Origin of the sequence: Pectobacterium sp. IFB5596, assembly GCF_021432585.1 — a bacterium.
In the GTDB taxonomy this organism is placed as follows: domain Bacteria; phylum Pseudomonadota; class Gammaproteobacteria; order Enterobacterales; family Enterobacteriaceae; genus Pectobacterium; species Pectobacterium punjabense.
Map to the genome: position 1 here is coordinate 98,530 of NZ_LXFY01000030.1, position 25,966 is coordinate 124,495.

At 48.9% G+C, this 25,966-nt stretch carries 24 protein-coding genes; 21 read left to right on the forward strand and 3 right to left on the reverse strand.

Features of this window, described 5'->3' with window-relative positions:
- The first annotated feature begins 252 nt into the window (after positions 1-252).
- The 20 genes from bcsR (at position 253) to A6301_RS18295 (ending at position 20,574) form a co-directional block, all read left to right on the forward strand.
- Positions 253-462: a cellulose biosynthesis protein BcsR gene (gene bcsR, locus A6301_RS18195; protein ID WP_165800637.1), complete on the forward strand. Its 210-nt coding sequence runs from the start codon at positions 253-255 to the stop codon at positions 460-462.
- 2 nt (positions 463-464) lie between these two features.
- Positions 465-1,202 carry a cellulose biosynthesis protein BcsQ gene (gene bcsQ, locus A6301_RS18200; protein WP_014917066.1) on the forward strand — a complete coding sequence of 246 codons (738 nt, stop codon included), beginning with the start codon at positions 465-467 and terminating at the stop codon, positions 1,200-1,202.
- Positions 1,199-3,898: a UDP-forming cellulose synthase catalytic subunit gene (gene bcsA / locus A6301_RS18205; RefSeq protein WP_234258423.1), complete on the forward strand. Its 2,700-nt coding sequence runs from the start codon at positions 1,199-1,201 to the stop codon at positions 3,896-3,898. Before bcsQ ends, bcsA begins: the two co-directional genes overlap by 4 nt.
- Positions 3,899-3,972: 74 nt before the next feature.
- Positions 3,973-6,315 carry a cellulose biosynthesis cyclic di-GMP-binding regulatory protein BcsB gene (bcsB, locus tag A6301_RS18210; protein WP_234258424.1) on the forward strand — a complete coding sequence of 781 codons (2,343 nt, stop codon included), beginning with the start codon at positions 3,973-3,975 and terminating at the stop codon, positions 6,313-6,315.
- 6 nt (positions 6,316-6,321) lie between these two features.
- Positions 6,322-7,437, forward strand: a complete 1,116-nt coding sequence (gene bcsZ / locus A6301_RS18215; protein ID WP_234258425.1) for a cellulose synthase complex periplasmic endoglucanase BcsZ — start codon at positions 6,322-6,324, stop codon at positions 7,435-7,437.
- On the forward strand, positions 7,419-10,898 hold the full coding sequence (gene bcsC, locus A6301_RS18220) for a cellulose synthase complex outer membrane protein BcsC (protein ID WP_234258426.1): 3,480 nt from the start codon (positions 7,419-7,421) through the stop codon (positions 10,896-10,898). Before bcsZ ends, bcsC begins: the two co-directional genes overlap by 19 nt.
- A 294-nt stretch (positions 10,899-11,192) precedes the next feature.
- Positions 11,193-12,425, forward strand: coding sequence for a ShlB/FhaC/HecB family hemolysin secretion/activation protein (locus A6301_RS18225; protein ID WP_234258427.1), 1,233 nt, complete (start codon positions 11,193-11,195; stop codon positions 12,423-12,425).
- 6 nt (positions 12,426-12,431) lie between these two features.
- On the forward strand, positions 12,432-12,950 hold the full coding sequence (locus tag A6301_RS18230) for a hypothetical protein (RefSeq protein ID WP_234258428.1): 519 nt from the start codon (positions 12,432-12,434) through the stop codon (positions 12,948-12,950).
- 210 nt (positions 12,951-13,160) lie between these two features.
- The gene (locus A6301_RS18235) at positions 13,161-13,625 is read left to right on the forward strand and encodes a DUF4279 domain-containing protein (RefSeq protein WP_234258429.1); all 465 of its coding nucleotides are present in this window, start codon (positions 13,161-13,163) and stop codon (positions 13,623-13,625) included.
- A 740-nt stretch (positions 13,626-14,365) separates the two neighbouring features.
- Positions 14,366-14,740: a hypothetical protein gene (locus A6301_RS18245; RefSeq protein WP_234258431.1), complete on the forward strand. Its 375-nt coding sequence runs from the start codon at positions 14,366-14,368 to the stop codon at positions 14,738-14,740.
- Between the two features lie 140 nt (positions 14,741-14,880).
- Positions 14,881-15,213: a deaminase domain-containing protein gene (locus A6301_RS18250; RefSeq protein WP_255764864.1), complete on the forward strand. Its 333-nt coding sequence runs from the start codon at positions 14,881-14,883 to the stop codon at positions 15,211-15,213.
- 104 nt (positions 15,214-15,317) lie between these two features.
- Positions 15,318-15,692, forward strand: a complete 375-nt coding sequence (locus A6301_RS18255) for a hypothetical protein (protein WP_234258433.1) — start codon at positions 15,318-15,320, stop codon at positions 15,690-15,692.
- A gap of 181 nt (positions 15,693-15,873) precedes the next feature.
- Positions 15,874-16,107 (forward strand): deaminase domain-containing protein, encoded by a 234-nt coding sequence (locus A6301_RS18260; protein ID WP_215483679.1) that lies wholly within the window; start codon positions 15,874-15,876, stop codon positions 16,105-16,107.
- Positions 16,108-16,114: 7 nt separating this feature from the next.
- On the forward strand, positions 16,115-16,483 hold the full coding sequence (locus A6301_RS18265; RefSeq protein WP_234258434.1) for a hypothetical protein: 369 nt from the start codon (positions 16,115-16,117) through the stop codon (positions 16,481-16,483).
- A gap of 95 nt (positions 16,484-16,578) precedes the next feature.
- Positions 16,579-16,914, forward strand: coding sequence for a hypothetical protein (locus A6301_RS18270; RefSeq protein ID WP_205540654.1), 336 nt, complete (start codon positions 16,579-16,581; stop codon positions 16,912-16,914).
- A gap of 300 nt (positions 16,915-17,214) precedes the next feature.
- Positions 17,215-17,514 carry a hypothetical protein gene (locus A6301_RS18275; protein ID WP_234258435.1) on the forward strand — a complete coding sequence of 100 codons (300 nt, stop codon included), beginning with the start codon at positions 17,215-17,217 and terminating at the stop codon, positions 17,512-17,514.
- Between the two features lie 116 nt (positions 17,515-17,630).
- On the forward strand, positions 17,631-18,113 hold the full coding sequence (locus A6301_RS18280; protein WP_215483676.1) for a DUF4279 domain-containing protein: 483 nt from the start codon (positions 17,631-17,633) through the stop codon (positions 18,111-18,113).
- 302 nt (positions 18,114-18,415) lie between these two features.
- Positions 18,416-18,904 carry a hypothetical protein gene (locus A6301_RS18285; protein WP_234258436.1) on the forward strand — a complete coding sequence of 163 codons (489 nt, stop codon included), beginning with the start codon at positions 18,416-18,418 and terminating at the stop codon, positions 18,902-18,904.
- Between the two features lie 119 nt (positions 18,905-19,023).
- Entirely contained in the window at positions 19,024-19,353 is a 330-nt protein-coding gene (locus tag A6301_RS18290) for a zinc ABC transporter substrate-binding protein (protein ID WP_205942459.1), read from the forward strand.
- A gap of 216 nt (positions 19,354-19,569) precedes the next feature.
- Positions 19,570-20,574: a hypothetical protein gene (locus A6301_RS18295; protein ID WP_215483673.1), complete on the forward strand. Its 1,005-nt coding sequence runs from the start codon at positions 19,570-19,572 to the stop codon at positions 20,572-20,574.
- Positions 20,575-20,667: 93 nt separating this feature from the next.
- Here A6301_RS18295 and ggt read toward each other — a convergent pair whose 3' ends face one another.
- The 3 genes from ggt to A6301_RS18310 all read right to left on the reverse strand — a co-directional run bounded on the left by ggt (position 20,668) and on the right by A6301_RS18310 (position 25,204).
- Positions 20,668-22,404: a gamma-glutamyltransferase gene (gene ggt / locus A6301_RS18300; RefSeq protein WP_234258495.1), complete on the reverse strand. Its 1,737-nt coding sequence runs from the start codon at positions 22,402-22,404 to the stop codon at positions 20,668-20,670.
- A 323-nt stretch (positions 22,405-22,727) separates the two neighbouring features.
- Positions 22,728-24,077, reverse strand: coding sequence for an MFS transporter (locus A6301_RS18305; protein WP_103943619.1), 1,350 nt, complete (start codon positions 24,075-24,077; stop codon positions 22,728-22,730).
- Between the two features lie 212 nt (positions 24,078-24,289).
- On the reverse strand, positions 24,290-25,204 hold the full coding sequence (locus A6301_RS18310; RefSeq protein WP_234258437.1) for a GntR family transcriptional regulator: 915 nt from the start codon (positions 25,202-25,204) through the stop codon (positions 24,290-24,292).
- Positions 25,205-25,345: 141 nt separating this feature from the next.
- On the opposite strand from A6301_RS18310, the gene A6301_RS18315 reads away from it, so the two are divergent.
- A partial coding sequence (locus A6301_RS18315; RefSeq protein WP_234258438.1) for an alcohol dehydrogenase catalytic domain-containing protein occupies positions 25,346-25,966 on the forward strand: 621 nt, incomplete at its 3' end.

Sequence of the window (25,966 nt, forward strand, 5' to 3'; positions counted from 1 at the left end):
TTGCGCTATAAATTATTCCTATCCCTTGATAAATCACCCGTTACTATTTTTTCCTATTCACATTGCAATCATCAATTCATTGCTATAGTTAACGGGCACACCTGACTCCTTATTAAAGACAGCAGAGGCATAACCCTTCATCTGCCAGACTGTCTGTTATGGGTGCAGTAAAAGACGCACCACATCTGTTATTTGGATGTTTTCCCTTTATCGATATCAATGATAATGGATAGCCTATTTCAGAGGCATGGGATGAATAACGAACCGACTCGTATAGATACCAGCGCACGCGCCGATTTAACCGAAAATGCAAGAACCGACGACGATCTACGGGTTCTCAGTCAGGCTTTTTCTTTGCCTGAAATAAGCTATATCGATATTTCCCGTCAGGCGCGCCTGAGCCAAATGATGGCTCGCTGGCCGCTGCTGGATGAATTAAAAGAACCGGCTGGGAGCAACTGACAATGCCCGTTATTGCATTGCAAGGAATCCGCGGAGGCGTAGGCACCACCTCAATCGCCGCCGCGCTGGGTTGGGCCTTCCAACGGCTGGGCGAATCCGCACTGGTGATTGATTTTTCGCCGGACAACTTGCTGCGCATTAATTTTAATATGCCGTTTGAACAGCGCCGCGGCTGGGCGCGAGCGGAAGCCGATGGCGCGCCGTGGCAAACGGGTGCCATGCAATATCTCCCCGGACTGGATTTCCTGCCGTTTGGTCGCCTGAATACACAGGAGATCGCGACGCTCCAACAGCATTACCACCAGCACCCCGCACTCTGGCAAAACAATCTGGCACAGCTCAGCGCGGCGGGTCGCCATCGCTGGATACTGATCGATGTACCGGCAGACAATAGCCCGCTCACGCGGCAGGCGTTAGCCACCGCGAATACCGTTTTTCAGGTGGTGGTGGCCGATGCCAACTGCCATTCGCGCTTACATCAGCAGGCGTTGCCGCGCCAGTGCCATTTTCTGGTGAATCAATTTTCTACTCTCAGCACACTTCAACAGGATTTGCACCAGCTCTGGCTGCACACGCTGTCACACCTGCTGCCGCTGGTGGTACACCGTGACGAAGCCTTAGCAGAATCGCTGATGCTGAAGCAACCGCTGGGCGAATGTCGCCCGGACAGCGTGGCAGCGGAAGAGATCATGACGCTGGCAAACTGGTGCCTGATTCACGTTAAGGAAAGCGGCGTATGAGTGGCATCCTGCGCTTGTTCCTCGTTCCGCCCGCCAGACAGGCGATACAGCGGCGCTACCGCAGCTATCGTCAGCAGGGTGCCTCCGCCTTTGCCGCCTTTTTCGCCACGCTGTTTGCGATACTCGGCTGGATCGTCCTGCGGCTGGAGTCTGAGGGATGGCAACAGATTCGCGCGCAGCGAACCTACTGGTTCCCGCACATCTCGCCTCAGCGCCCGCGCCCAGCCGATGTGCTTCGCTATGTGACGCAGGGTATTTGGCTGCTGACCATCAAAAACGGCCAGTTGCCGACATCGCGCCGCAATTACTTCTCCGCGCTGCCGCGCTGGCGGCAACGCTACATGAACGCGCAGCAAGCGCTGTTCGCCCGCTTTAGCCACGCGAATACGAACGATCGCGAAGATAGTCAATCAGGCACCACACCGACGAACCGCGTACAAAGGCTGGTCACGGTGGCACTGAGTCTGCTGTGTGCGGCGCTGGCGCTGCTGTGCATCACGCAGCCGTTTGATTTGCTGTCGCAGTTTATTTTCATGACGCTGCTGTGGGGCATCGCCATGCTCGTTCGCAATATGCCGGGACGCATGCCGACGCTCATGATGATCGCACTCTCTTTCACGGTGTCGTGTCGTTACCTGTGGTGGCGTTATACCGAAACCCTGAACTGGGACGACCCTGTCAGCCTGGTATGTGGCCTGTTACTGCTCGCAGCGGAAACCTACGCCTGGGTCGTGTTGGTGCTAGGCTACTTTCAGACGATATGGCCGCTGAACCGTCATCCGGTTTCACTGCCGGAAGACAGCAAAACGTGGCCGACCGTCGATCTGATGATCCCGACCTATAATGAACCACTGAGCGTCGTGAAACCGACGGTGTATGCCGCGCTAGGCATCGACTGGCCTAAAGACAAGCTCAACATCTATATTCTGGATGACGGCGGCCGCGCCGAATTTAAAGCCTTCGCAGAGGAAGTCGGCGTCCATTACATCGCCCGCGTCACGCACGAACACGCCAAGGCCGGTAACATCAACAATGCCCTGAAGCAGGCGAAAGGCGAGTTCGTTGCCATTTTCGACTGCGACCACGTCCCTACCCGCTCCTTTTTGCAGTTAACCATGGGCTGGTTTTTCAAAGATAAAAAGTTGGCGATGTTACAAACACCGCACCATTTCTTCTCGCCCGATCCATTCGAACGCAATCTGGGACGCTTCCGCCGTACGCCCAATGAAGGCACGCTGTTCTACGGTCTGGTTCAGGACGGTAACGACATGTGGGATGCCACGTTCTTCTGCGGCTCCTGCGCCATTCTGCGGCGTAAACCGCTGGATGAGATTGGCGGTATCGCGGTCGAAACAGTGACGGAAGATGCCCACACCTCACTGCGCCTGCATCGCCGTGGCTACAGCTCAGCCTATATCCGCATTCCGCAGGCGGCGGGACTGGCAACCGAGAGTCTCTCGGCTCACATCGGTCAGCGTATTCGCTGGGCGCGCGGGATGGTGCAAATTTTCCGGTTGGATAACCCGCTGTTCGGCAAAGGGCTGAAGCTAGGACAGCGGCTGTGTTACGCCAACGCCATGATGCACTTTCTGTCCGGTATTCCCCGGCTGATCTTCCTGACCGCGCCGCTGGCGTTTCTCCTGATGCACGCTTACATCATCTTCGCCCCGGCGTTAGCTATTGCGCTCTACGTGCTGCCACACATGGTACACGCCAGCCTGACCAACTCACGCATTCAGGGCCGCTACCGCCACTCTTTTTGGAGTGAAATCTATGAAACCGTGCTGGCGTGGTACATCGCCCGCCCGACTACCGTCGCGCTGTTTAACCCACACAAAGGGAAATTCAACGTGACGGCCAAAGGCGGACTGGTGGAAGAACAGCATGTCGATTGGGTGATTACGCGACCTTATCTGGTGCTGGTGCTGCTGAATATCGCAGGGGTCGTGTATGGCCTCTGGCGTCTGATTTACGGGCCGCCGGAAGAGATCATGACGGTGCTCATCAGCCTGCTGTGGGTCGTGTACAACATGACCATTTTAGGCGGAGCCGTCGCGGTTGCCGTAGAAGCCAAGCAGGTACGTCAGGCCCACCGGGTGGAAATGTCGATGTCCGCTTCCATCCTCCGTGCCGATGGCCACCTTTTCCCTTGCGTCTTGCGCGACTACTCTGACGGCGGAGTCGGCGTTGAAGCCCGTGAATCAGGTATTCTTCAGGTCGGAGACAACGTCTCGCTGCTGCTAAAACGCGGCCAGCAGGAGTACGCCTTCCCTTTCAGCGTCACCCGCGCATTCGACAACAAAATTGGCTTACGCATGACCAACCTGAGCATCCGCCAGCATATTGATTTCATTCAATGTACCTTTGCCCGCGCCGATACCTGGGCGCTCTGGCAAGACAGCTTCCCGCAGGATAAACCGGTCGAAAGTCTGGTCGATGTACTGGCACTTGGCTTTCGCGGCTACCTGCGTCTGGCAGATTACGCACCGCCAGTGATACGCAATATTATCCTGGCCTTCCTCAACATCGTGGTGTGGGTTGTGTCATTCATCCCGCGCTATGTAGGAAGACGCGCAGTAACTGACCAGCCAGATGCTGTACTGGCGAAAAAGGCCGTACATCGGGGCAATACGCCGTCTGCCCATGAAACGCGATTTGCACAAGAGAACCTGTTTACAGAAAAGACAGTGGCTTGATTGCCATTCACAGGCCGTGACCAACGGTCTTTTTCCCGACAAAGAAAAAGACCCTTAACATCGATGATGACACAATGACGAAAAAAATAATCTGGTTCACCGCATTGGCTTTAGGCGTCAGCTCATTATCTCAGGCTGTCACCGCGCCGCACGCACCCACTCCGGCTGCGGGAGGTGCCGCCCAGCTACCCGCCAATGCTGCCACCGCCGCGCCAGCGACTGGCATGTCTACGACGAACATGCCCACGATCCCACTGGTGCAGCCGTCAGCCAACGCCGCCGTGCGCAACATGGTACTGCCGTTTGCGCAAATTGCGCCTGCACCGGGCTCCTTTGCGCTGCGCGGTATTAATCCCGACGGACAGATTGAATTCGGCGTTCGCAGCGATGAAGTCGTGACACAAGCCTCGCTCGATCTGGAGTTTACGCCGTCACCGGCGCTGATCCCCACCGAATCTCATATCAAGGTTTACCTGAACAATGAGCTGATGGGCGTTACCACCATTAGCAAAGAGCAGATGGGGAAATCCAACCGTGTCCGTGTTCCTATCGACCCGCGCTACATCACGGACTTCAACCGTCTGCAACTGGTGTTCGTCGGCCATTATCAAAACATCTGTGAAAACCCCGCCAGCACCAGCCTGTGGCTGGATATCAGCAAAGCCAGCGCACTCAATCTGCAATTCCAGAAGCTGACGCTGAAGGACGACCTGTCGCCGTTCCCCGCACCGTTTTTTGACAGCCGCGATACCCGACCGTTGACGCTACCTATCGTCTTCGCAGGCCAGCCGGATCTGGTGCAACAGCGTGCCGCCGCCATGCTCGCCTCCTGGTTTGGCAGCAAAGCACAATGGCGTGGGCAATCTTTCCCTGCTCTTTTCAACCAACTGCCAGATCGCCACGGCATTGTTTTCGCCACCAACGACAAGCGCCCTGATTTCCTGCGTGATGCCCCGGCCGTAAACGGACCGACGGTGTCTATCATCAGCCACCCTGACGATCCCCACGTTAAGCTGTTATTGGTACAGGGTCGTGATGATAATGAGTTGCTCACCGCCGTGCAGGGCATTGCACAGGGGAACACGCTGTTCCGTGGGCAAAGCGTTACCATCGATAAGGTCGAACAGCTCGCCCCACGCCAACCGTATGATGCGCCAAACTGGGTACGCACCGACCGCCCGATGACCTTCGCCGAGCTTCAGCAATATAACGAGCAGTTGCAGACCGACGGTATCGTACCTCGGCCAATTTCACTGACGATGAACCTGCCGCCTGACCTGTTTCTTATCCGCAGTCAGGGCATCGATATGCGCCTGAAATATCGCTACACCGCGCCGCAGGTGCAGGACGGTTCACGTCTGAGCATCAATCTAAATAATCAGTTTGTACAAGCCTTCTCGCTGGCAGCGGAACACGACCAGAATTCACTGTTGATGCGTTTGCCGCTCACACAGGGGTTATTGGATTCCAACAAAACCCTGACTATCCCTGCGTTGAAACTCGGCACCATCAACCAGCTGCGCTTTGATTTCAATTACACCACGCTGCTCTCCAGCGGCACTGCTGACCGCTGTGAAACCTATACACCGGTCGTGAATCACGCCGTCATCGATAGCAATTCAACCATTAACTTCTCTGGTTATCGCCACTTTATGGCGATGCCGGATCTGCGTGCCTTTGCCAATGCGGGCTACCCATTCAGCCGGCTGGCTGACCTGTCACAAACGCTGGTACTGGTGAACAAACAGCCTCAACCCGCTCAGGTCAGCGCAATGCTGAACGCCATCGGCAATATTGGGGCACAAACTGGCTACCCAGCATTGGCGGTACAGCTCAGCGATGATTGGACACAGGTCGACAAACAGGACAGCGATATTTTGATGATCGGCGCGATCCCGCCTGAACTGCATGACGACGGCAAGATCAATCTACTGGTCGAGCAAACGCAAAGTTGGATCAAACAGCCGATACGCCAGACCGCTATCCCAGACATCGGCTCGCCCGATTCTGACGCGAAGCCAGACAGTAAAACCACCGTCAGCAGCGCGGGTGCGATGTCGGCGATTATTGGCTTTCAATCCCCGTATCACGACCAGCGCAGTGTTGTCGCCCTACTGGCCGATAGTCCACAGGGCTATGCGTTACTCAACAACGCGCTAATCGACAGCGAGAAAAGAGCATCACTGTTCGGTTCCGTTTCCGTCATCCGCGAGTCAGGCATCAATAATCTGCGTGTCGGAGACGTTTATTACGTCGGTCATCTGCCGTGGTGGGAACGTATCTGGCACGCATTAGCACAACATCCCATCTGGCTCGCGGTCATATCGACGCTCACCGTGATTATTGTTGCCTGGCTGCTGTGGCGTGGCCTGAAATTCTTCAGCCGCCGTCGCCTGTCACCAGATGAAAGGGATTAACGCACCATGCCACGCGTGCTGCGCTACCTGATCCCAACGCTGTTGTGGCTATGGGCTTCCCTAGCCACCGCGGCCGTCTGTGACTGGCCCGCCTGGGAACAGTACAAACAGTATTACATCAGCGAGCAAGGGCGGGTGATTGATACCTCCGCCCCCAATAAAATCACCACGTCTGAAGGGCAAAGCTACGCCATGTTCTTTGCCCTGGTCGCCAACGATCGAGAGATGTTTGATCGGCTGCTGCAATGGACGGAAAACAACCTGTCCGCAGGCGATTTACGTGCCAACCTACCCGCCTGGCTGTGGGGAGAAAGCAAAGATAAGCAGTGGACGGTGCTCGACCCTAACTCCGCGTCCGACGCCGATTTGTGGATCGCCTATAACCTGCTTGAAGCGGGTCGGTTGTGGAAAGATACGCGCTACAAAACGCTGGGCACGGCACTGCTTAAACGTATTGCTAAGGAAGAGGTCGTGACGATTCCGGGGCTGGGCGTGATGCTATTGCCTGGCAAGGTAGGCTTTGCAGAAAAAGAAAGCTGGCGCGTAAACCCCAGCTACCTGCCGCCACAGTTGCTGGCTCGCTTTGCTCCGCTGGGTGAAACGTGGAAGAACATGCAGCGCACCACGCAGCGCCTGCTGCTGGAAACCGCGCCGAAAGGGTTTTCGCCTGATTGGGTCATCTGGCAAAAAGACAAAGGCTGGCAACCCGATACCACCAAACCCAATGTCGGTAGCTATGACGCCATTCGCGTCTATCTATGGGCGGGGATGATGGCTGATAGCAGCAGAGGAAAAGCCGACTTGATCAAACAGTTTCAGCCCATGATTCAACACACGATCCAACAAGGGCTACCACCTGAAAAAACGGACACGGCAACAGGTGCCGTCACCGGACAGGGGCCGGTAGGGTTTTCCGCTTCACTGCTGCCAATGCTATCACGCCAACCGGATGCACTAGCGGCCCAGCGACAACGGCTTGCCGCGAATCCACCGGGCGACAATGCCTATTTCGCTGCATCCCTGACGCTCTTTGGTCAGGGATGGGATGAGAAGCGCTACCGCTTCACGTCACAAGGCCAACTTTTACCGTCCCGAGGCAGCCAATGCACAACAACACCGTAAACTGGCTGCGACTCCTCCCGTTATTGTTGATTGCGGCACCGCAGGCCTACAGCGCAGAAACCGCATCACCAGAGCAGTTCCTGATGGATCAGGTGCGTTTGGGAGAAGCCAGCAATAAAGACGATATCGTGCGCCAGTCGCTCTATCGACTGGAGCTGATCAACCCGGATAACCCCGATGTTATCGCTGCCAGGTTGCGGCTGGTACTGCGTCAAGGCGATCAGGCGCAGGCTCGCCAGCAGTTGGAAAAGTTGAAGGCTGTGGCACCCGACTCTGCAATCTACCGTCAGTCAGCAATGACGCTGGCGCTGACGCAGGAAGAGCCGCGTAAACAATTGCAGCAGGCGCGCTTGTTATCAGCATCTGGGCGCTATGCGGAAGCCAAAGTGCAGTACGACGCGCTCTTTCACGGCGACCCACCCACACTCGATCTTGCCGTGGAGTATTGGCGTCTGGTTTCACGTTTGCCAAACCAGCAACCTCTTGCCATTAAGCAACTGGAAACGCTGGATCAGGCCTATCCGAATAATGTGCCGCTGCGCATGGCGCTATCGCGCTTGTTGTTTAGTCAGAATCGTAACGAACAAGCCTATCCTCTACTGAAGCAGCTTTCTAACGATCCTGTCGGGCGTGGACAGGCGGCTTCGCTGTGGCTGGAAATTATCGGCCGGATGCTGGTTACGCCACAAAGCGTGGCTGAACTAAACCGTTTCCTGACCGTGTTTGATGAAGGTGAGCAGGCAGAAACTGCACGTAAAGAACTCAGTCGTCAGCAGGGGATACTCGCCGACCCTGTTTATCAAGGTCGGCTGCGCGCGTTGGCACAGATTGAGGATGGCGGCGGCAATAGCGCCACGCTTGGCGAGTTAAATAAAGCGCTGGCTGCCACACCAAACGATCCTGAGCTAATCGGTGCAATTGGTCTGGTTTACCTGCGTGCAGGCGATCGGGTAACAGCACTGGCGCAGTTCCAGAAGGCATTACAGGCGGATGTGAATCGCCTGAACAGCGGCAAATGGGAAGGACTCATCCAAAGCACACAGTATTGGACCACCATTGCGGAAGGTGACAATGCGCTGAAGGCCAACAATCTACCGCTGGCGCGGCAGAAGTATCAACAGGCACGCCAGATGGATAACACCAATGCCTATGCGCTGATTGGTCTGGGCGACGTGGCCGTTGCCAGTAAAAATGATGCCGCCGCACAACCACTCTATCAGCAGGCTTTACATCTCGAACCCGGCAATGACAACGCCTTGCGCGGTCTGGTCGGTATTTACCAACGTCAATCGCCGGAGAAAGCACTCGCTTACCTCAACAGCCTGCCGCGCAGCCAGCAGAATACAATGCGAGAGACGCTGGCGGCGCTGCAACTCGACATCCTGAAACAGCAGGCGGATCAGTTGGCAGAACAGCAGCAATGGGCGCAGGCGGAGGAAAAATATCGTCAGGCGAACCAGCAAGATCCGAATGACGTCTGGCTGGCCTATCACTATGCCCAAGTGCTGCGCCAACAGGGGAAAACGCAGCAGGCGGACAGCGTGGTACACGGTGCTGCTGCCGTTCCACCAGCCAACGCGGAAAAAAACTATGTTTATTCACTTTACCTGTCATCCACCAACCGGGATGAGCAAGCACTCGCTCACCTGAACACATTGCCTACTGCGCAGTGGAGCGATGACATGCGCGATTTATCCCAGCGCCTGACCATTCAGACCACGCTGGCGAAAGCGGAAGCGATGCGCGATGCGGGTGACGAATCCGCTGCCATTGCATTTCTGCGTCAGCAACCGACAGACTCCCGTATCGACCTGCTGTTGGCAGACTGGGCGCTGGCTCGGGGTGAATACGCGACGGCGCTGGCGGAATATCAACGCATTCGTACACGAGAACCGCAGAACCCCGATGCACAATTAGGTGAGATCGACGCGTTTATCGCACAGGGTCGACAAGATGACGCGCGTCAGCGTCTGAACCAGCTTCCGGCGCAGGCAGCAGATACACTCAACGGCCAACGGCGCGTCGCCAACGCCTGGCAAGCGGTAGGGAATCCACAAAAATCGACCGCGCTTTTCCATCAGCTAAAAATCGACGCACAGAAAGAACCGATCGGTCAGGGGAAAGCATTGGTCTATCGCGATGCGGCACGCGTTGAACAGCAGCAGTCTCAACCAGAGCAGGCAAAGCAGGACTATAAACAGGCCATGGTCGCCAGCGGCATTACCCCCGCGCTGCCACAAAGCGACGACGACTACACCCGGTTGACGCGTAATAATCGCAGCGACGACTGGCTACAACGCAGCATCCGCGCCGATGCCGCAGACCTGTATCGCAAACAGGATATTACCGTCACCCTCGATCATGATTATTCGAGTTCAAGCGGCACCGGTGGGATTTCCGATCTAAGCGCCCACAACACCCTGTTGCAGTTAGATATGCCGCTGTACGATGGCCGCGCCTTCTTCCGTACCGATACTGTGCAGATGAACGCCGGTTCCTTCTCAGCAGACAGTACCGGTGCCTACCGAGAAACCTTCGGCACCTGCGCCACGCGGGACTGTTTCGACGGGAAATCACAGAAAGCCACCGGCACAAGCGTCGCCGCAGGCTGGAAAAACAACCGTTGGTCAGCGGATATCGGCACCACGCCGCTCGGCTTTGACGTCGTCGATGTCGTCGGCGGTGCCAGCTACAGCGGCGACTGGCGTCAGATTGGCTGGACAGCGACCGCCTCACGCCGTCCGATCTCCAGCTCATTACTGGCATTCGGCGGCACCAGAGATCCGGGCACCGGCATTACCTGGGGCGGCGTACGTGCGACGGGTGTCAGCCTTGGTCTGAGCTACGATCGGGGCGAAGCACACGGCGTCTGGAGTGATTTCAGCGTCCACCAGATTACCGGTAAAAACGTGGCCGATAACGATCGCGCCCGTGCGATGGCAGGCTACTACTACAAGTTGATTAACGAAGATAACCGACGCGTCACGGTCGGCCTGAACAGCATGTGGTGGCGCCACCAGAAAGACTTAAGCGGCTATTCACTCGGTCAGGGCGGCTACTACAGTCCGCAGCAATACTTCTCGCTGGGCGTGCCGGTAAACTATCGGCAGCGGACAGAAAACTGGTCATGGGAACTTGGCGGATCGCTGTCGTGGTCACGCTCCTCTACCAAAGACCAGCGCCGCTATCCGCTAACTGGCCTGCTCGGTAACGCCGCGCTCACCGACAGAGACACCATCGAGCAGGGAAGTAGCAGTTCCGGTTTCGGCTATACGGCACGTGCAGTCGTCGAACGCCGCCTCAGCTCACACTGGACGTTGGGTGTCGGTATTGATATTCAGCAAGCGAAGGACTATACCCCAAGCCACGGTCTCCTCTACCTGCGCTACTCCGCGGCCGGCTGGCAGGGCGATCTCGACAGCCCGCCGCAACCGCTTACGCCGTACGCAGACTTTAAATAGCCTTCCTCGCTTCAAACTTCATAGGGTTTCCACCACAGCGGAAACCCTATGATAAATATAAAGATAACGCTATCTTGCGATAGAGTTATCTGCCTAATTATATAAAAATGATAATGACTATCATTTTTATTCTCATAAATTAAACTTCTCAATGCATTCTGTCGAATTTCTATCGGGTATCGATTTTACCTAGCCACGGCATAAGGCATTTGTGTATATAAGCGCAAAATGTAAATCAACGTAAGGATTGCGTTCATTTTGTGTAAAACCCTTTCTTTTATAAGCCTTATTTTTTTGAGTCTCAGCAGCTCAACCTTTGCCGCCACCGCCATCAGCCCAACGGATCGAGATGCGCTGGAACTCCAACAAAAGTCATTACTGGAACAGGCCAAACAGCAGCGTTTATCGCTGGAAAACAGCACAACCTTAACAATACCGGCGGTCACCGCACCAACCACAAAAGATGCCGTCTGCTTCCCCATCCAAAAAGTTGTCTTTCATGATGCAGAGTCGCTCCCAGCGAAAGATCGCACGGCCATTCAGCAACGCTACCAAAGCCGCTGCCTTGATTTAGCCACAATCCATAACGCCGTGAGGGAAACCACCAATGCCTACCTCAATCGTGGCTTTGTCACCAGTCAGGCCTATTTACAGGAGCAAGACCTCTCCGGCGGCACGCTCACCATCAGCGTCAGCGAGGGAAAGATAGAAGCTATTCGCATGGAAGGGGAAACGCCACTCGCAATCAAGATGGCCTTCCCTAGGCTGGAAGGACATATTCTTAATCTGCGCGACATCGAACAAGGGATGGAACAGTTGAATCGTCTGCCTTCGCGGCAGGTTGCCATTGATATTCAACCGGGAAAACAAGCAGGGAGTTCGATTGTTTATCTCAAGCGCACCACGCAAGCCCGTCCTGTCACCCTCTCTCTCAGCGCTGACAACAGCGGACAAAAAAACACAGGGCGCGAACAGCTTTCGACCCACCTTACCCTCGATAACCCGCTGCGGCTCGCCGATCGCTGGTGGTTCACCGCCAGCCGCGATAGCGCGTTCAGCCATAACTACGGCAGCAAAGCCTTATCGGGCGGGATGTCTTTGCCCTATGGCTACTGGACGCTCGGCTACCAATACGCCTGGAATGACTTTTTCCAACCGATCCCGATCGGCAGCAGCGCATATCGCTATGAAGGACAAAGTAATACTCATCGGCTCAGCCTTAACAGAACGCTCTATCGGGATGGGAAGCAGAAGCTGGCGCTGGACGGCGCGCTCTCTCGTCGACGCACCGAGAACCGGATGGCGGGTGAACGCCTTGAAGTCAGCAGCCCTACGGTCAGTAGCGCTAGCCTTGGACTCAGCTATAGCACCACGCTGGCGGGCGGATATTTTACGCTCAACCCGATGCTCAGCCATGGCTTAAGGAGCTGGGGCGCAACGGATGACACAAAGGAAAACAGCAGTTATCAGAAAAAGTATAGCCGAGAGATCCAATGGCAGTATTACCCCTTCATCAATCAGGTTTAAAACAGAATGAAAACAATAGGATTCAGTGGTGGAGGTTTATTCGTTGAGCTGGGCACAGTCAATGATCTTTCACTATTCTTTCAGTGTATTAACAATTTAACAAAATTGAACTACCCAGATACAGATTGGGATATTTTAGTTGATAGACTCTACAAGAAGTATCTACGCCTTGAAGAACTATCACTTGCTAAAGAAAAAATGAATAGAGTAAGAGACTTGTTTTCTATCTTCCCCAGTACATCAATTGATTGGGATCATAAAATGATAGGCTGTCGAGAAAAAAGCTGGATAAATCCGAATCAAGCTATGCTATCAGATATATTCAAGCGTTATTTCGAAGCATTCTTAGAGTGTGTGGAATCTGCTGAAATAAATTACCATCTTTTCAATTCATATCAGGGGTATGAATACGAAGCAGTAAAAACCGTTATTTCTGACTTACCTTGGTTTATCGAGGATGAAAATCGTCCCCTCGAACAGTATGATGCACTGGGGCCTGATGATCTGCCATTTTGGCTTAGATAACATGATAATAATATAAAACCCATCCCCCTGAGCCAACCATAGGCTCAGGGGGAATTAAATAATAAAAATATTATTAAGAATCTTTCCAGATCATTTATGAGGAGAATTTGAATGGAAATTACCGAAGATAATTTAAAAATAGAGCAGAAAATTCGGAAATTATATAGATAAATTGGTTTACATAATTGGTAATATTGAGGATTACTTACCATGAACACTGTTAATTCAAGAATCACACCGCCAAATCCGAACTATGAGACATGTTTGGAGTGTCGCGCAAAGTTGCTGATTTATCCTGGTGAGATGCACCCTGATGAAGTTAGCGCGATCCTCAATATTGAACCGACTCAGAAAAATATCATTGGTGATAGAAAAACAAATAGTTTAGGTCGAACCCGTGAAGTAAAAACATCAGGATGGTTTCTGTCATCCGAAGACTTCATTTCTTCAAAAGACCTAAGAGATCATATTGATTTGATTATCGCTAAGCTTGATCCTTGCCAAGAGGGTCTAAAAAAACTACAAAATATACCTGGCGTTAAGATGACACTCAGCTGTGTATGGTGGTCGGCAGTCGGTCACTCTGGCCCAGTACTATGGCCAGAGCAGATGAAGGCATTAGCTGATTTAGATCTAGAGTGTGCTTTTGATATCTATTTTTCTCCTGAAGAATAACATCATAAAGTATCTGATTTAAAACAACACACTAATAAATAGAGAAGCCATCCTATTCATGAAGAGATTAAAAAAGAACGAAATATATATAAAGATGTTGTTACTTTCCATTCCTTATATCAGGAACATGCAACAACATAAAAAATCATCTGATTTATCATGCTACTATGAAGCGGAACTTGTCCATAACTTAGTTTATACTATCTTGACGCCAGATTTTGAAGATCACGACATCTATTTTCTTAACAATCAGGCAAGGTATTATATTGAGAATTGTAACGATGGCATTTCAATAATCTATAGTGGACAAAAAGAACTTATATCATCTCTTTTTGAGATGGTTCCAAAAGAAATGAAGTCGAAACTCCTGTGGGAAGGTCCAAAATAAGAGATTAAGAGTAATTTAGACAGCATCCATGAAGTTTAATTCATGGATGTTGTGAATAGTTAAAAAATCCATTTTCATGGGAAATAAATATGAACATAAAAAAACGTCGACCTATAGTTAATTGATATCATTTAAATTGCAAGCCTATTTACCATTCGGTGAACAGGCCATTTCTCAGAAGTGGCTGCACAGACGATCACCAAAATCAATAATAAAACTACTTTCACTGAAAAACCAGCATGTGAAAACTGTTTAGGTGTTATTGAAAAATTTCAGAAAAAAACCTGAAATTAAATTTTATGTCTTAGATAATAATGGTGTCAGGTTTATTTGGGGGAGAAAGAACTAGAAAATGGAACATATTTATTACAAAGAAATAAAAGAATCATTTTTAATTAAATATTATGACTGTTGTAGAAACATGATATTTGTTAAGAACAAAGGGAAAGAAATAGAAAATATTTACTTTCAAGAGATTGGCTATGCCTATTATCAAGCAGAGGGATCTTATTATCTCCCCATTGAAAATTTGATGCTTGAAGTCTTATCTTTAATTATGATTGCAGGAAGAGGGCCAGAAATAACCGAAAGATACCATAGAGAGATGATAGAAAAAATTCTCGTTGAACATCCTCTTGAACAGCTGTTAGAGGAGATCACCGAGGAAGAAAAATCATACCTTCTCTATGATATGTCTTTACTGGGATTGATTGATAAGCAATCCTAATAAATAACAAAGCGGCCCTTATGGGCCGCCAAAAAATAATTAATTGACCTCATCTTGAGGCTAAAGAAACCTTAGGATTTAGTATTTCGATAGCGAGCACATTCGCGGGCATCGGAAAAGCAGGCGTCGGTAATCAGTACCTGTCAGGCGCCAACCGCAAGCCGGACGCAAGAGCACCATTTTCACGTGACATAAGAACCTTAGGTAATGTGGCCGTGGCACAAATTGATATACCCGACATGCCAAAATCCATGGCAGCACACAGTAAGATTGACATTGGGGAAAAAAGTTTTGTAGGAAAAGGTAATCAGAGCAACTTTACTCATATGATTTTGCCAAATAAGGCGGGAGATAAAATATCAAGAAACTCTGATTCAGAATACAAGATATTGGACAATCTAGCTGACAAATTAGGAAAAAACACAGATGCTAAAGGGACAGTGACAATCTTCACAGAGCGAGCTGTGTGCTAAAGCTGCCTAGGCGTAGTGGATCAGTTTCAGAAAAAATATCCAAATATCAAAATAGAAGTCCTCGATAACAATGATGTAATGCTTATCCCTCGGAGAAAAAATTAATGGAAGACCGCATAACGTATTATGAATTAAAAGCTGAATTTTTAGACTGTTTTTACAGCTGCTGTAGAAGCAAATTAGATACATACAAAAAAACCGGAGAAAAATGGGGATATAGTGGCGAAGAAATAGCTTATGCTTACTATCAATATGAAAATGCATTCGAACGGCCTATAGAAAACCTCATGCTTAATGTACTCACACTAATACTTAAAGCAGGTAGAGGACTGAAAGATGTAGAGTCTAACCTACGAAAATTCATTACTGATATACTTGCGGAAAAACCTCTGGAAGAACTGATTAAAGATATTGGCGAAGATGAGAAGAAAGACTTACTTTCTGACATGCAACTACTTGGGTTGATTGAAAAAATCTAAATAGTTAAGATAGAGCGGCCCTTGCGGGCCGCCGCAAAAAAAATAATTAATTGACCTCATCTTGGGGCTAAAGAAACCTTAGGATTTAGTATTTCGATAGCGAGCACATTCGCGGGCATCGGGAAAGCAGGCGTCGATAATCAGTACCTGTCAAAAAGCCTCGTGACGCCAACCGCAGGCTGTGAGACCTATTTTAAGAAACACTGATTCAGAATACAAAGTACTAGATAACTTAGCCGATAGATTAGGAAGCAATATCTCAGCAAAAGGCAGTGTAACCCCCATATTCACAGAACGGGCAGCCTGTGAGAGTTGTTTAGGTGTTATGAAAAAATTCCCAGATAGATATCATAATATTAATATAGACGTGTTAGATAAGAATCATTCCAGATTAATTCCGAAGAAGAAAGGATGAATTAAAAATGAACAATTATGACGAAATAAAAAACATTTTTTTTAATGCATGCTATTCTTACTGCCAAAACAAAAATTTGGTATCAAAAGAAAATGGTAAAACATGGAGTGAGAATGAGTCCGAGCATGCATTTGCCTATGATGCATTGGAAGGCTCCTTTAATTCACCAACAGAAGACCTAATGCTTGAAGTTATTACCCTTATATCGGACGCAGGAAGGGAGACTGAACAAACTAAAAAATATCACAAAGATGTAATCTTAAAAATTTTATCAAAACACAGTCTAAATGAACTCCTCGACTGTATAACTGATGATGATAGAAAAGACATTATTTATGATATGTCTTTACTGGGACTGGTTGATGAGCAACACTAACAAATAACAAAGTAGCCCTTGTGGGCCGGGCCGCTATCCTCGGTTGCAACTATCACTAAGTTATTTACTAAACCTAAATATTATAGGGAGGTATAATGAAAAAAAATGAAATTTACATCGATATACTACAAGTAACGCTACCCCATTTGCGCATGGTGGCCCAATCCAGCTTTCTTCGCAGAATTAGAAACCGTTCCGCGATATATGAGACACAGTTGATTCATGGATTCTATTCCCTGTTGTCTCATGAAGAATTTAAAGATGATGACATACGTTTCTTAAATCATCACTGTAGATATTACTATGAAAATTGTAACGCAAAGATCAGTATGCTTTATAACGACCACTTAAAAAGCTTTTCTGACCTTTTCTCAATTGTTCCAGATGATTTGAGAGAAAAACTTGAATGGGAAGGACCCAAGATAGTTTAAAATAGCGGCGGCAGCGCGACTCTTATGCGCCGCGACTCACCTCCAGACGAAAAGGTGGGAATACTTTATAGTAACGACATAATACCTGACATGAGAAAGTAATTATGAAAACATGGACATATAATGATATAGAAATCAATTTCTCCATACATGTTTAATATATTTTATAAACATACCGAACCCTTCAATATAATGAAATGTGGAAGGAATGAAGGAAAGATTAATTCCCACGAACAGGATATTTATTATGATCTTCTTGAATAATTTACTTTATAAAAAAATATCCACAAACTAAAAATCATGACTAGTAAAACATTAAAAAAATTTAATCTCTCCGATGGAAATACAATAGTTCTCCTTGAACGATTAGGAATAGAAAACCTATACACAAGAGTCGAAATTGCAAGAAATATATATTTACTAGATGAACATGGAGAGACAGTTTGGCAAGTGAGCAGCGATTTTGATAGTGAAGGAAACCCATTTACAAACATGATTTTGCATCGTGATGGTAGCATTACAGCATACCGATGGGATGGTGGAAATTATACAGTTAACGCCGAAACTGGATTCGCCACACCATCGACTCTCATAAAATAAATTATTATCAGCTAGGATCACAGTTTATGACATGATTTTCACGGAAGAATATTAGATAATGGCGACTATATTGATCACACTGGTAGAATACTCAGAAACATCGGAGATTGCTTATAATGAATCCTATCCACTCAAGGATAAACGCCGTAGATCCTGATTTTCAGACATGCCTAGAATGCCATGCAATGCTATCAATCTACCCTGGTGAAATGCATCCAGATAACATTAGTGAATTACTAAACATCGAGCCAACAGAGAAATTTATAGTTGGTGATGAAATAACAAATAGCCTTGGACGTACACGCAAGGTAAAAATATCATCATGGTTTCTTTCATCTGAAAACAATGTTAAATCGAAAGATTTAAGAGAGCATATTGACTGGGTCATCGATAAGCTAAGCGCCTCTCATTCTGGATTACGAGAGTTGCAAAACACCTCTGGCATACAAATGACACTGAGGTGCGTGTGGTGGTCTGCACATGGCGAAGGTGGCCCCGTTCTCTGGCCAGAGCAAATGAAAGCATTAGCTGATTTAGATCTAGAGTGCTCACTTAACATTTATTTTCTTCCTGACGAAGAAGAAAATATTGATGAATAATACAAAAAAGCAATATGAATAAATATTTTCGTATCCCAAACGTCACTGGGGATGATAAATTATCAATTGCTGATTGGTGGAGAGTAAAAAATTATAATCTGGCTACTAACTAAAATGGTCTGATTAACATTGAATCAAAACAAGCCATTGAACGTCAGGCGAATTTACCTGCAGGAATGAGGCAAGAGATTATTATTGATATACGCAGGCAGGCTGTGACTGATGCTCAAAAGAGTGCGAACATCAAAGAAATTGTAACCAAATAAAATACTTAGCGTGACAGATATAGGATTCATGACGAAATGAAAAACGTAGGATTCCATGGTGGACATACCGTCTACAACTGCGGTACATCTCTTGATATGTATATTTTTTTCCAATGTATCGCGCAGGTCACTTCAGGGATGGATACTAGTTTGTTGGCTGATGGACTTTATCGTCGCTACTTGGAAAAAAATGATCTCCATCTCGCTTCCGAGCAAGCAATTCAGATAGAGACGCTATTTAGTCGAACTTTACCCACAGAAATAAATTGGGGTGATATTGGCAGAAATATTAATTTATCAACTTTATGCTTTGATAAAGATAACTTGGCGACTATTTTTTCAGAACATTTTAAAAATTTTCATCATGCCATAAAATCGGCCGAATCTTTTTATCATGATTTTGGCACTTACGTCCCTGTAAAAACCGTTATCTCTGATTTACCTTGGTTTATCGAAGATAAAAATCGTCCCCTCGAACAGTATGATGCGCTGGGGTCTGATGATCTGCCATTTTGGCTTAGGTAACATGATAATAATATAAAATATTATTAAGAATCCTTTCAGATTATTTTAGAGTAACATTTGAATGGAAAGTACCGAAGATAATTTAAAAATAGAACAGAAATAGAGAGAAAATCCTATTCATGAAAAAATTAAAAAAGAACGATATATATATAAAAATGTTGTTACTTTCCATTCCTTATATCAGGAACATGCAACAACATAAAAAAGCATCTGATTTATCATGCTACTATGAAGCGGAACTTGTCCATAACCTAGCTTACACGATCTTGACACCAGATTTTGAAGATCACGACATCTATTTTCTTAACAACCAAGCAAGGTATTATATTGAAAACTGTAATGATAATATTTCAATAGCTTATAGTGGTCAGAAAGAGCTTATATCATCTCTTTTTGAAATGGTTCCACAAGAAATGAAGTCGAAGCTCCAGTGGGAAGGTCCAAAATAAGAAAAAAATAGGTGCAATGATATCAGAGAAAGTTTTTTATAATGCAATTAAATATATTGTAGAAGAAGTAAAGTCGGGTGATAGTAACATTATTACCTTATCTTTTACTGGTTAATTAAAAGAATACGTTCGCCATTGAGGAGTTATACGAGTATGATTTGCGCTCTTGCCAAACGATTGTGGCAATGAATGCAAACATCAATGGAGTGAAAAGCAATGTCTTTATTTATGCAATTACGTACGTTTTTCCTTTTCATCATAACTCTCTTCGCATTCCCCGCCCTCGCACAGCCCTCTTCTGGGCTCAGCTGCGGGATCTACACAAGCGATCGTGGATTTGAAATTCATGTCATGAATACACAGCTATTACACAAAGTGTATAAAAATGACCGCATCACATCACACTACGTTCTGAATGGTAACAAAGTTGACATGGTCTCCATGGAATCACTCATGACATCAGACTTTGATATCTCCCCCGACCATAAAACACTTAAAGATTTCTCGGGAGAATATGTTTTAACGGAGACCAAAGAGTGTAGTGAGAATGTAAAAAAACCAGAGAGTGAAGTAGGCCAACAATGTTGGAATAATATGTCAGAATGCTCGGCGCTAGTGCAAAAAAGTGATGTTGATGCACTTAAAAAACTATGCCGAGATAATATTTACGCCGCTTGTGACCGTTGGGACAGTGTTGCCTTTTCCGGCGATCGAATTAAAAAAGCATTAGCCGCGACAACGAATCTGGATTTACCCATGCCATCCGATCCAGAGTGGATCGCTACCCTTTCTGAATCATGTCGTATCGGGCTGTCAGGGAAAATGTGCAACGAAGCGGCCAACGCCTTGTGGTATAGCGGACAATACCTTGCAGCACGAGATGCACTACAGCGTGCTTGCGATGCGCTGGAATGGAACAATAAAGGATGTCCAAAAGCCGAAGCGCTACAATCGCTCACAGAGAGTGATATTTCCTCCCCAACTTCTGGTTTGCCGGTAGGGCACTATGTCACACGCAGCGGTGGAGCAGAGTTGTTTATCGCACAAGACGGTACGGTAAAAATGAAAGGGAACGCCTCGGTTAAGGCGCAGCTCGATAATGGTCTGGTTCGTATTCCACGAGGCCAGAAAGACGATTTCGTCTTCCGTCGTGCTGGAGAAAATAAGCTGATCGGTATCGATAGCGAGAATACGTTCAAAGTCTACGAATTGCAGAAATGAGCTCAATCTTTTCTCTGATTACTTGGTCGTAGCAGGACGTTAACGCGCTGAAATCAGGGGGGTAGAGAACCGCCCCCCTGAGGTTCCTTAACCTCAATACCCGATCGCCGCACCAGCCGGACGGCGGATATCATTGGCACCGTACAGGTAGCCTTCGCGCACTTTACCGGATACCGCCGAGTCATTACCCGAATCCGCCGGTGTTACGCCCACCGCCCCCGGTAAACCGACCAGAATCAGCTCCGCTGCGCCCCAAGGGGTCTGCTCTACCATTTTGTAGCCGCGCTGCTTCAGCAGGTTCAGCGTATCGGCAGACAGCCCGCGCTGTTCGTAATACACCTCATCCGGCAACCACTGGTGATGGATACGCGGTGCATCTACCGCTTCCTGTGGTGCCATACCGTGATCGATGATATTCAGCGCCGTTTGCAGCGTGATGGTGATTATACGCGAACCACCAGGCGAGCCGAGCACCATAAAGACTTTGCCGTCTTTCGTCACCAGTGACGGGCTCATGGACGAAAGTGGGCGCTTACCGGGGGCGATCGAATTACGTTCCCCCTGCACTAACCCGTACAGGTTTTTCTCGCCAACTTTAACGGTAAAGTCATCCATTTCGTTATTGAGGAAGAAACCCGTGCCCGGCGCAATCACCACCGACCCAAAACGCCCGTTCACGGTATACGTGGTGGACACTGCATTGCCCTGATTATCCACAATGGAATAGTGCGTGGTTTCTGGTCGCTCATGCGGGCCAATCCCCGGCTGTACGTTTTTGGACGGCGTCGCGTTCTCCGGCTCGATTTGTTTGCGAATGTCGGCGGCGTAATCCTTACTCAATAAGCGCTCAACGGGGTTACTGACAAACGCCGGGTCACCGAGGTAGGTATTGCGGTCCATGTACGCGTGGCGCATCGCTTCGGTCAGCACATGAACGGTGGCTGCCGAGTTAAAGCCCGTCGACTTAAGATCATAGCCTTCGACAATATTGAGAATTTCACACATCGTGACGCCGCCAGAGCTGGGCGGTGGTGAAGAGACGAATTGATAACCGCGATAGTTACAGGTTACTGGTGCCGTTTCGGTAATGCGATAATCGGCAAAATCAGCCGCCGTCAGGATGCCACCGCCCTGCTTCGCCGCTTTCTCCACTGCCTGTGGGATCGTACCCTTGTAAAAGGCATCTGGCCCTTGAGCAGAAATTGCCGCCAGTGTATTCGCCAGATCGGTTTGCACCAGTTTATCACCCGGTTGCAACGGGCTGCCGTCAGGGCGCAGGAAGATGCGCGCGGCTTCAGGATCGGCCTTGAAGCGTTTGATGGTGGTATCCAAAATGTCGGTATCCGCACGTGTGAGTTCAAAGCCCTCACGCGCCAACTTAATCGCCGGAGCCATCACCTGCTCACGCGTCAATTTGCCGTATTTTTGTAGCGCAGTATCCAGCCCCAGTACCGTTCCCGGTACGCCAGCGGCCAGATAGCCGTACAGGCTCGCATCCTTTTTCACGCTCCCATCCGCGTTGAGATACATGTTGGCGCTGGCCGCCGCGGGTGCGGTTTCACGGAAATTGATAAAGGTGTCTTTCCCATCGGCCAGATGCAGCGTCATAAATCCACCGCCGCCGATATTGCCACAGCAGGGGTTCACCACCGCCTGTGCGTAGCCAACGGCCACGGCGGCATCAATCGCATTGCCGCCCATTTTCATGATATCGACGCCAATCTGCGAAGCCAGGTGCTGCGAGCTGACCACCATGCCGTTTTTCGCTTCCACCGCAGGAGCCGACGCAGCCTGCACGGTTCCCGTCATCAGCAGCGCCACCGTGCTCATCGACAGCAGCCATTTTCCTGACGTCCTGCATCCCAATACCGCATTTTTTATTCTCATGAAGGCCCCTTTACCCCGTTGATGTTACTCACCGTATTTTATGACTACTCTTTCGACAAGGTTTTGCAAAGTCCGCGCCAACAAACGGCAGCGGCTCAACAGACTCACTAACGGCAGTAAAAAGCGTAGGAAAGGCATGAGAAATTGCGAGCATGTCGTGCCACCTTTGCGACCCGGCACGATCTATACGCACCGTCATAAAGCAACGTGACAAAAAACCGCCCCGCAAAAGAAAGGAACAAATAAGGATGCGGGACGGCGGAGAATCAATCCTTACGAGGATCGCTAATCGGTTGGCGAACGAGGAAAACGTAGGCCAGCGCACCCAATACCGTCACACAGCCGCAGATGATCAGCGCCAGACGGAAGGAATTCGTGGTATCCACAATAAAGCCGGTCACAATCGGGGCGAATGATGCGCAGATGAAGCTAGCAAAGTTTTGGATACTGCCGACCGATGCCGTCATACGCGACGCGACGGCAACATGGATCAGCCCCCAGCACGATGTTCCCGCGAAGTGGATACAGAACAACGCCATACTAATCAGTGACACCGCCTCGATTGAGGTTGTCGCCTGTGGTACCACAAAAGTAAAAGCGGCTGAGCACAACATACCCGCAATGATGCAGATTTTACGGCTCTTGATCGGTTCCATTCCTTTTTTCACTAACCAATCCGTGACATAGCCGTTCACCAGCATCCCGGCGGCACCAAACAGGAAAGGGATCGCCGCCATCAGACCCGTGCTTTTTAAATCCAGATTATAAGCCGTTTGCAGATAGCCGGGCAGCCAGGCCAAGTATAACCACGCGGTATAGTTGATGCCGCTAAAACCCAGCATCATGCCCCACATCGTGCGGTTACGGAACAGGCTGCGCCATTCAATAAAGCTCAACGGATCGCGGCGAGCGTTCACACTGCCCGCGTTCAGGTAATTCTGCTCATCCGCGGTGAGTTCGATCTGCTCACGGTTGCGATACAACATATACCAGCCGATAGCGAGGAAAATGCCGAATAGACCAATGGTAATGAACATACCGCGCCAGCCCATCACTAACATCATCGCCGCCAGAATGGGTGGGCTTATCGCAACACCAATAGTTGAAGCCGCATTAAAGAATCCCATCGGGCGGCCACGTTCTTTGATGTTAAACCAGTCGTTGATCACCTTCACGCCACATGGATTCATAGGTGCTTCACCAATTCCCATACCAATGCGAACCAGTACGAACTGAGTAAAGCTGTGTACCATGCCAGACAGCGCCTGAAACAGTGACCAGAAAAACATCCCAAGACCCAGCATAATGCGCGGGCCTTTACGATCCAACAACGGACCACAAGGGAGCTGTGCAATCCCATAGGCAAGAGAGAAAACGGAGAGCAATGCCCCGATTTCCGTTGCACTTAGCCCCAATTCCTGACGAATCGTTAAATTAGCCACCGACAGAGAACTTCGGTCGAGGTAATTAATCACCGCCGCAAAAAATAGCAGAATCATTGCGGTAGTTTGAATACGTTTAATTCGACTACTGCGCTGAATTATTCCCTCTGGCGGTGCTGAAGAACGGGTATCAAACGAAGAACGCGGGTCTAGCGTTATATTATTTTTTTCCACGTCTGGCTCCTGGAAATTATAATTTTATCTTTACTCAACGCAGGGTTGAGCAAAGTGGTTTTAAACGGAAAGCAATGAAATATTTCATCACCACTCACGATTTTTATTAATAAAGTCGACTTCTCGTGAGCATAGATAAGAGATATTTCTCAGGCGTTTTTATTTTGATAAAACCGTGCTCTTGATAATGATTTATGGTTTTTAATCGGTTTTTAATGATCAGCCCGCGCTGTCTGATTAATTGAGCGAATCATCGATTGTTTAGCTGAATTCAAATGGTTACGTAGCGCCAACGTGGCATCCAGATCGCTTCGACAAATCAGTGCGCTGAGGATGGTCATGTGCTCGTCAATCGCGATGATGTTGCGCTGTTTGAGATCGCTTTCATCCCACTGGTAGTGGAAATGAAATATCACAGAGATGATTTCAAGAGACTGATCAAAAAAGACATTTTCAGCAGCAGAGAGTAAAAGCGCATGAAAGTTGCGGTCAAGCTGCGAGAACATACGAAAGCTGTTACCAATGCTGTCACGTAACATACGGTGGCGTTCCAGCAAGGTTTTGGCCTGTAGCCAACGGGGGTCATCGTCCGGCAAATTGAGGAAATGTTGCAGAGCGTGCGTCTCCAACATTTCCCGCAATTCAAATAGCTGTTCCGCGTAGGCCTGATCGAACTCTTTCATGCTCCACTGCCCACGTTTTTCGTTCTGAATCAGGTTGTAGCGCCCAAATTTTAACAGATACTCGCGTACTACCACCGGGCTGACACCCGCGTCACGCGCGAGCTGTAGCTCTGAGAAGACCTCGCCGACACGGAGCTGACGCTGGTTGATCATGGTGAAAAACGCCTGCTCGAAAATACGGTTTTGCTCATCCATCGGCGCGGTAATGCAGGTGAACCCATCGTCGTGGTCGGGTTTTCGGGCAATCACATAATCGCGGCCAACCTGTGTAAGCACACCGCAGTCACGCAGATGCACCAGAATATGGCGCACCGTCGTGCGGCTGATGTTATACATCTCCGCCAGCGCATTTTGCGACGGCAGAGGCGACGGAATATGACCACGGGCCATATCGTCGATAATCTGGTTAATCACATTGTGACGTAAATTTTGTGAACGGCTCATGAGAGATCTCCTTTTTTGCACACATTAAAAACCGATTTAAAACATTTTTATGAGTCCGTATTCACAATTTACAGCTCCTGTCTCTCATCAATATTTTTTTTCATCAATATCTGAAAAAACAAAAAACAGGAGAGAAGAATCATGTCAACAATGAATACATTGATCTGCCAGGAACCGAAAAAACTTGTCTGGAAAAAACGTGAAATACCTATTCCGGGTGAGAGTGAAACATTAATTAAAATTAAGTCTGTGGGTATTTGTGGAACAGATATTCATGCCTGGGGAGGGAATCAACCCTTTTTTAGCTACCCACGCGTATTAGGTCACGAAATATGTGGTGAGGTTGTCGATACAGGCAAAAATGTACATCAATTTAAAAAAGGTCAGCAGGTGGCCGTCATTCCCTACGTAGCCTGTCAGCAATGCCCAGCCTGCAAGAGCGGCCGTACCAACTGCTGCGAGAAAATTTCAGTCATTGGCGTACATCAGGATGGCGGATTCAGCGAATATCTGGCGGTGCCCGCCACAAACGTACTGCTGGCAGAAGGGATCGATCCACAAGCGGCAGCATTAATCGAGCCCTACGCCATTAGCGCGCATGCCGTTCGTCGGGCGAAAGTGCAACATGGCGAACAGGTGCTGGTCGTCGGTGCCGGCCCCATTGGCCTCGGTGCAGCAGCCATCGCCAAAGCAGACGGCGCTCAGGTGGTCGTTGCGGATACCAGCGCTGCCCGCCGCGAACACGTCATTGCCAACCTGAAT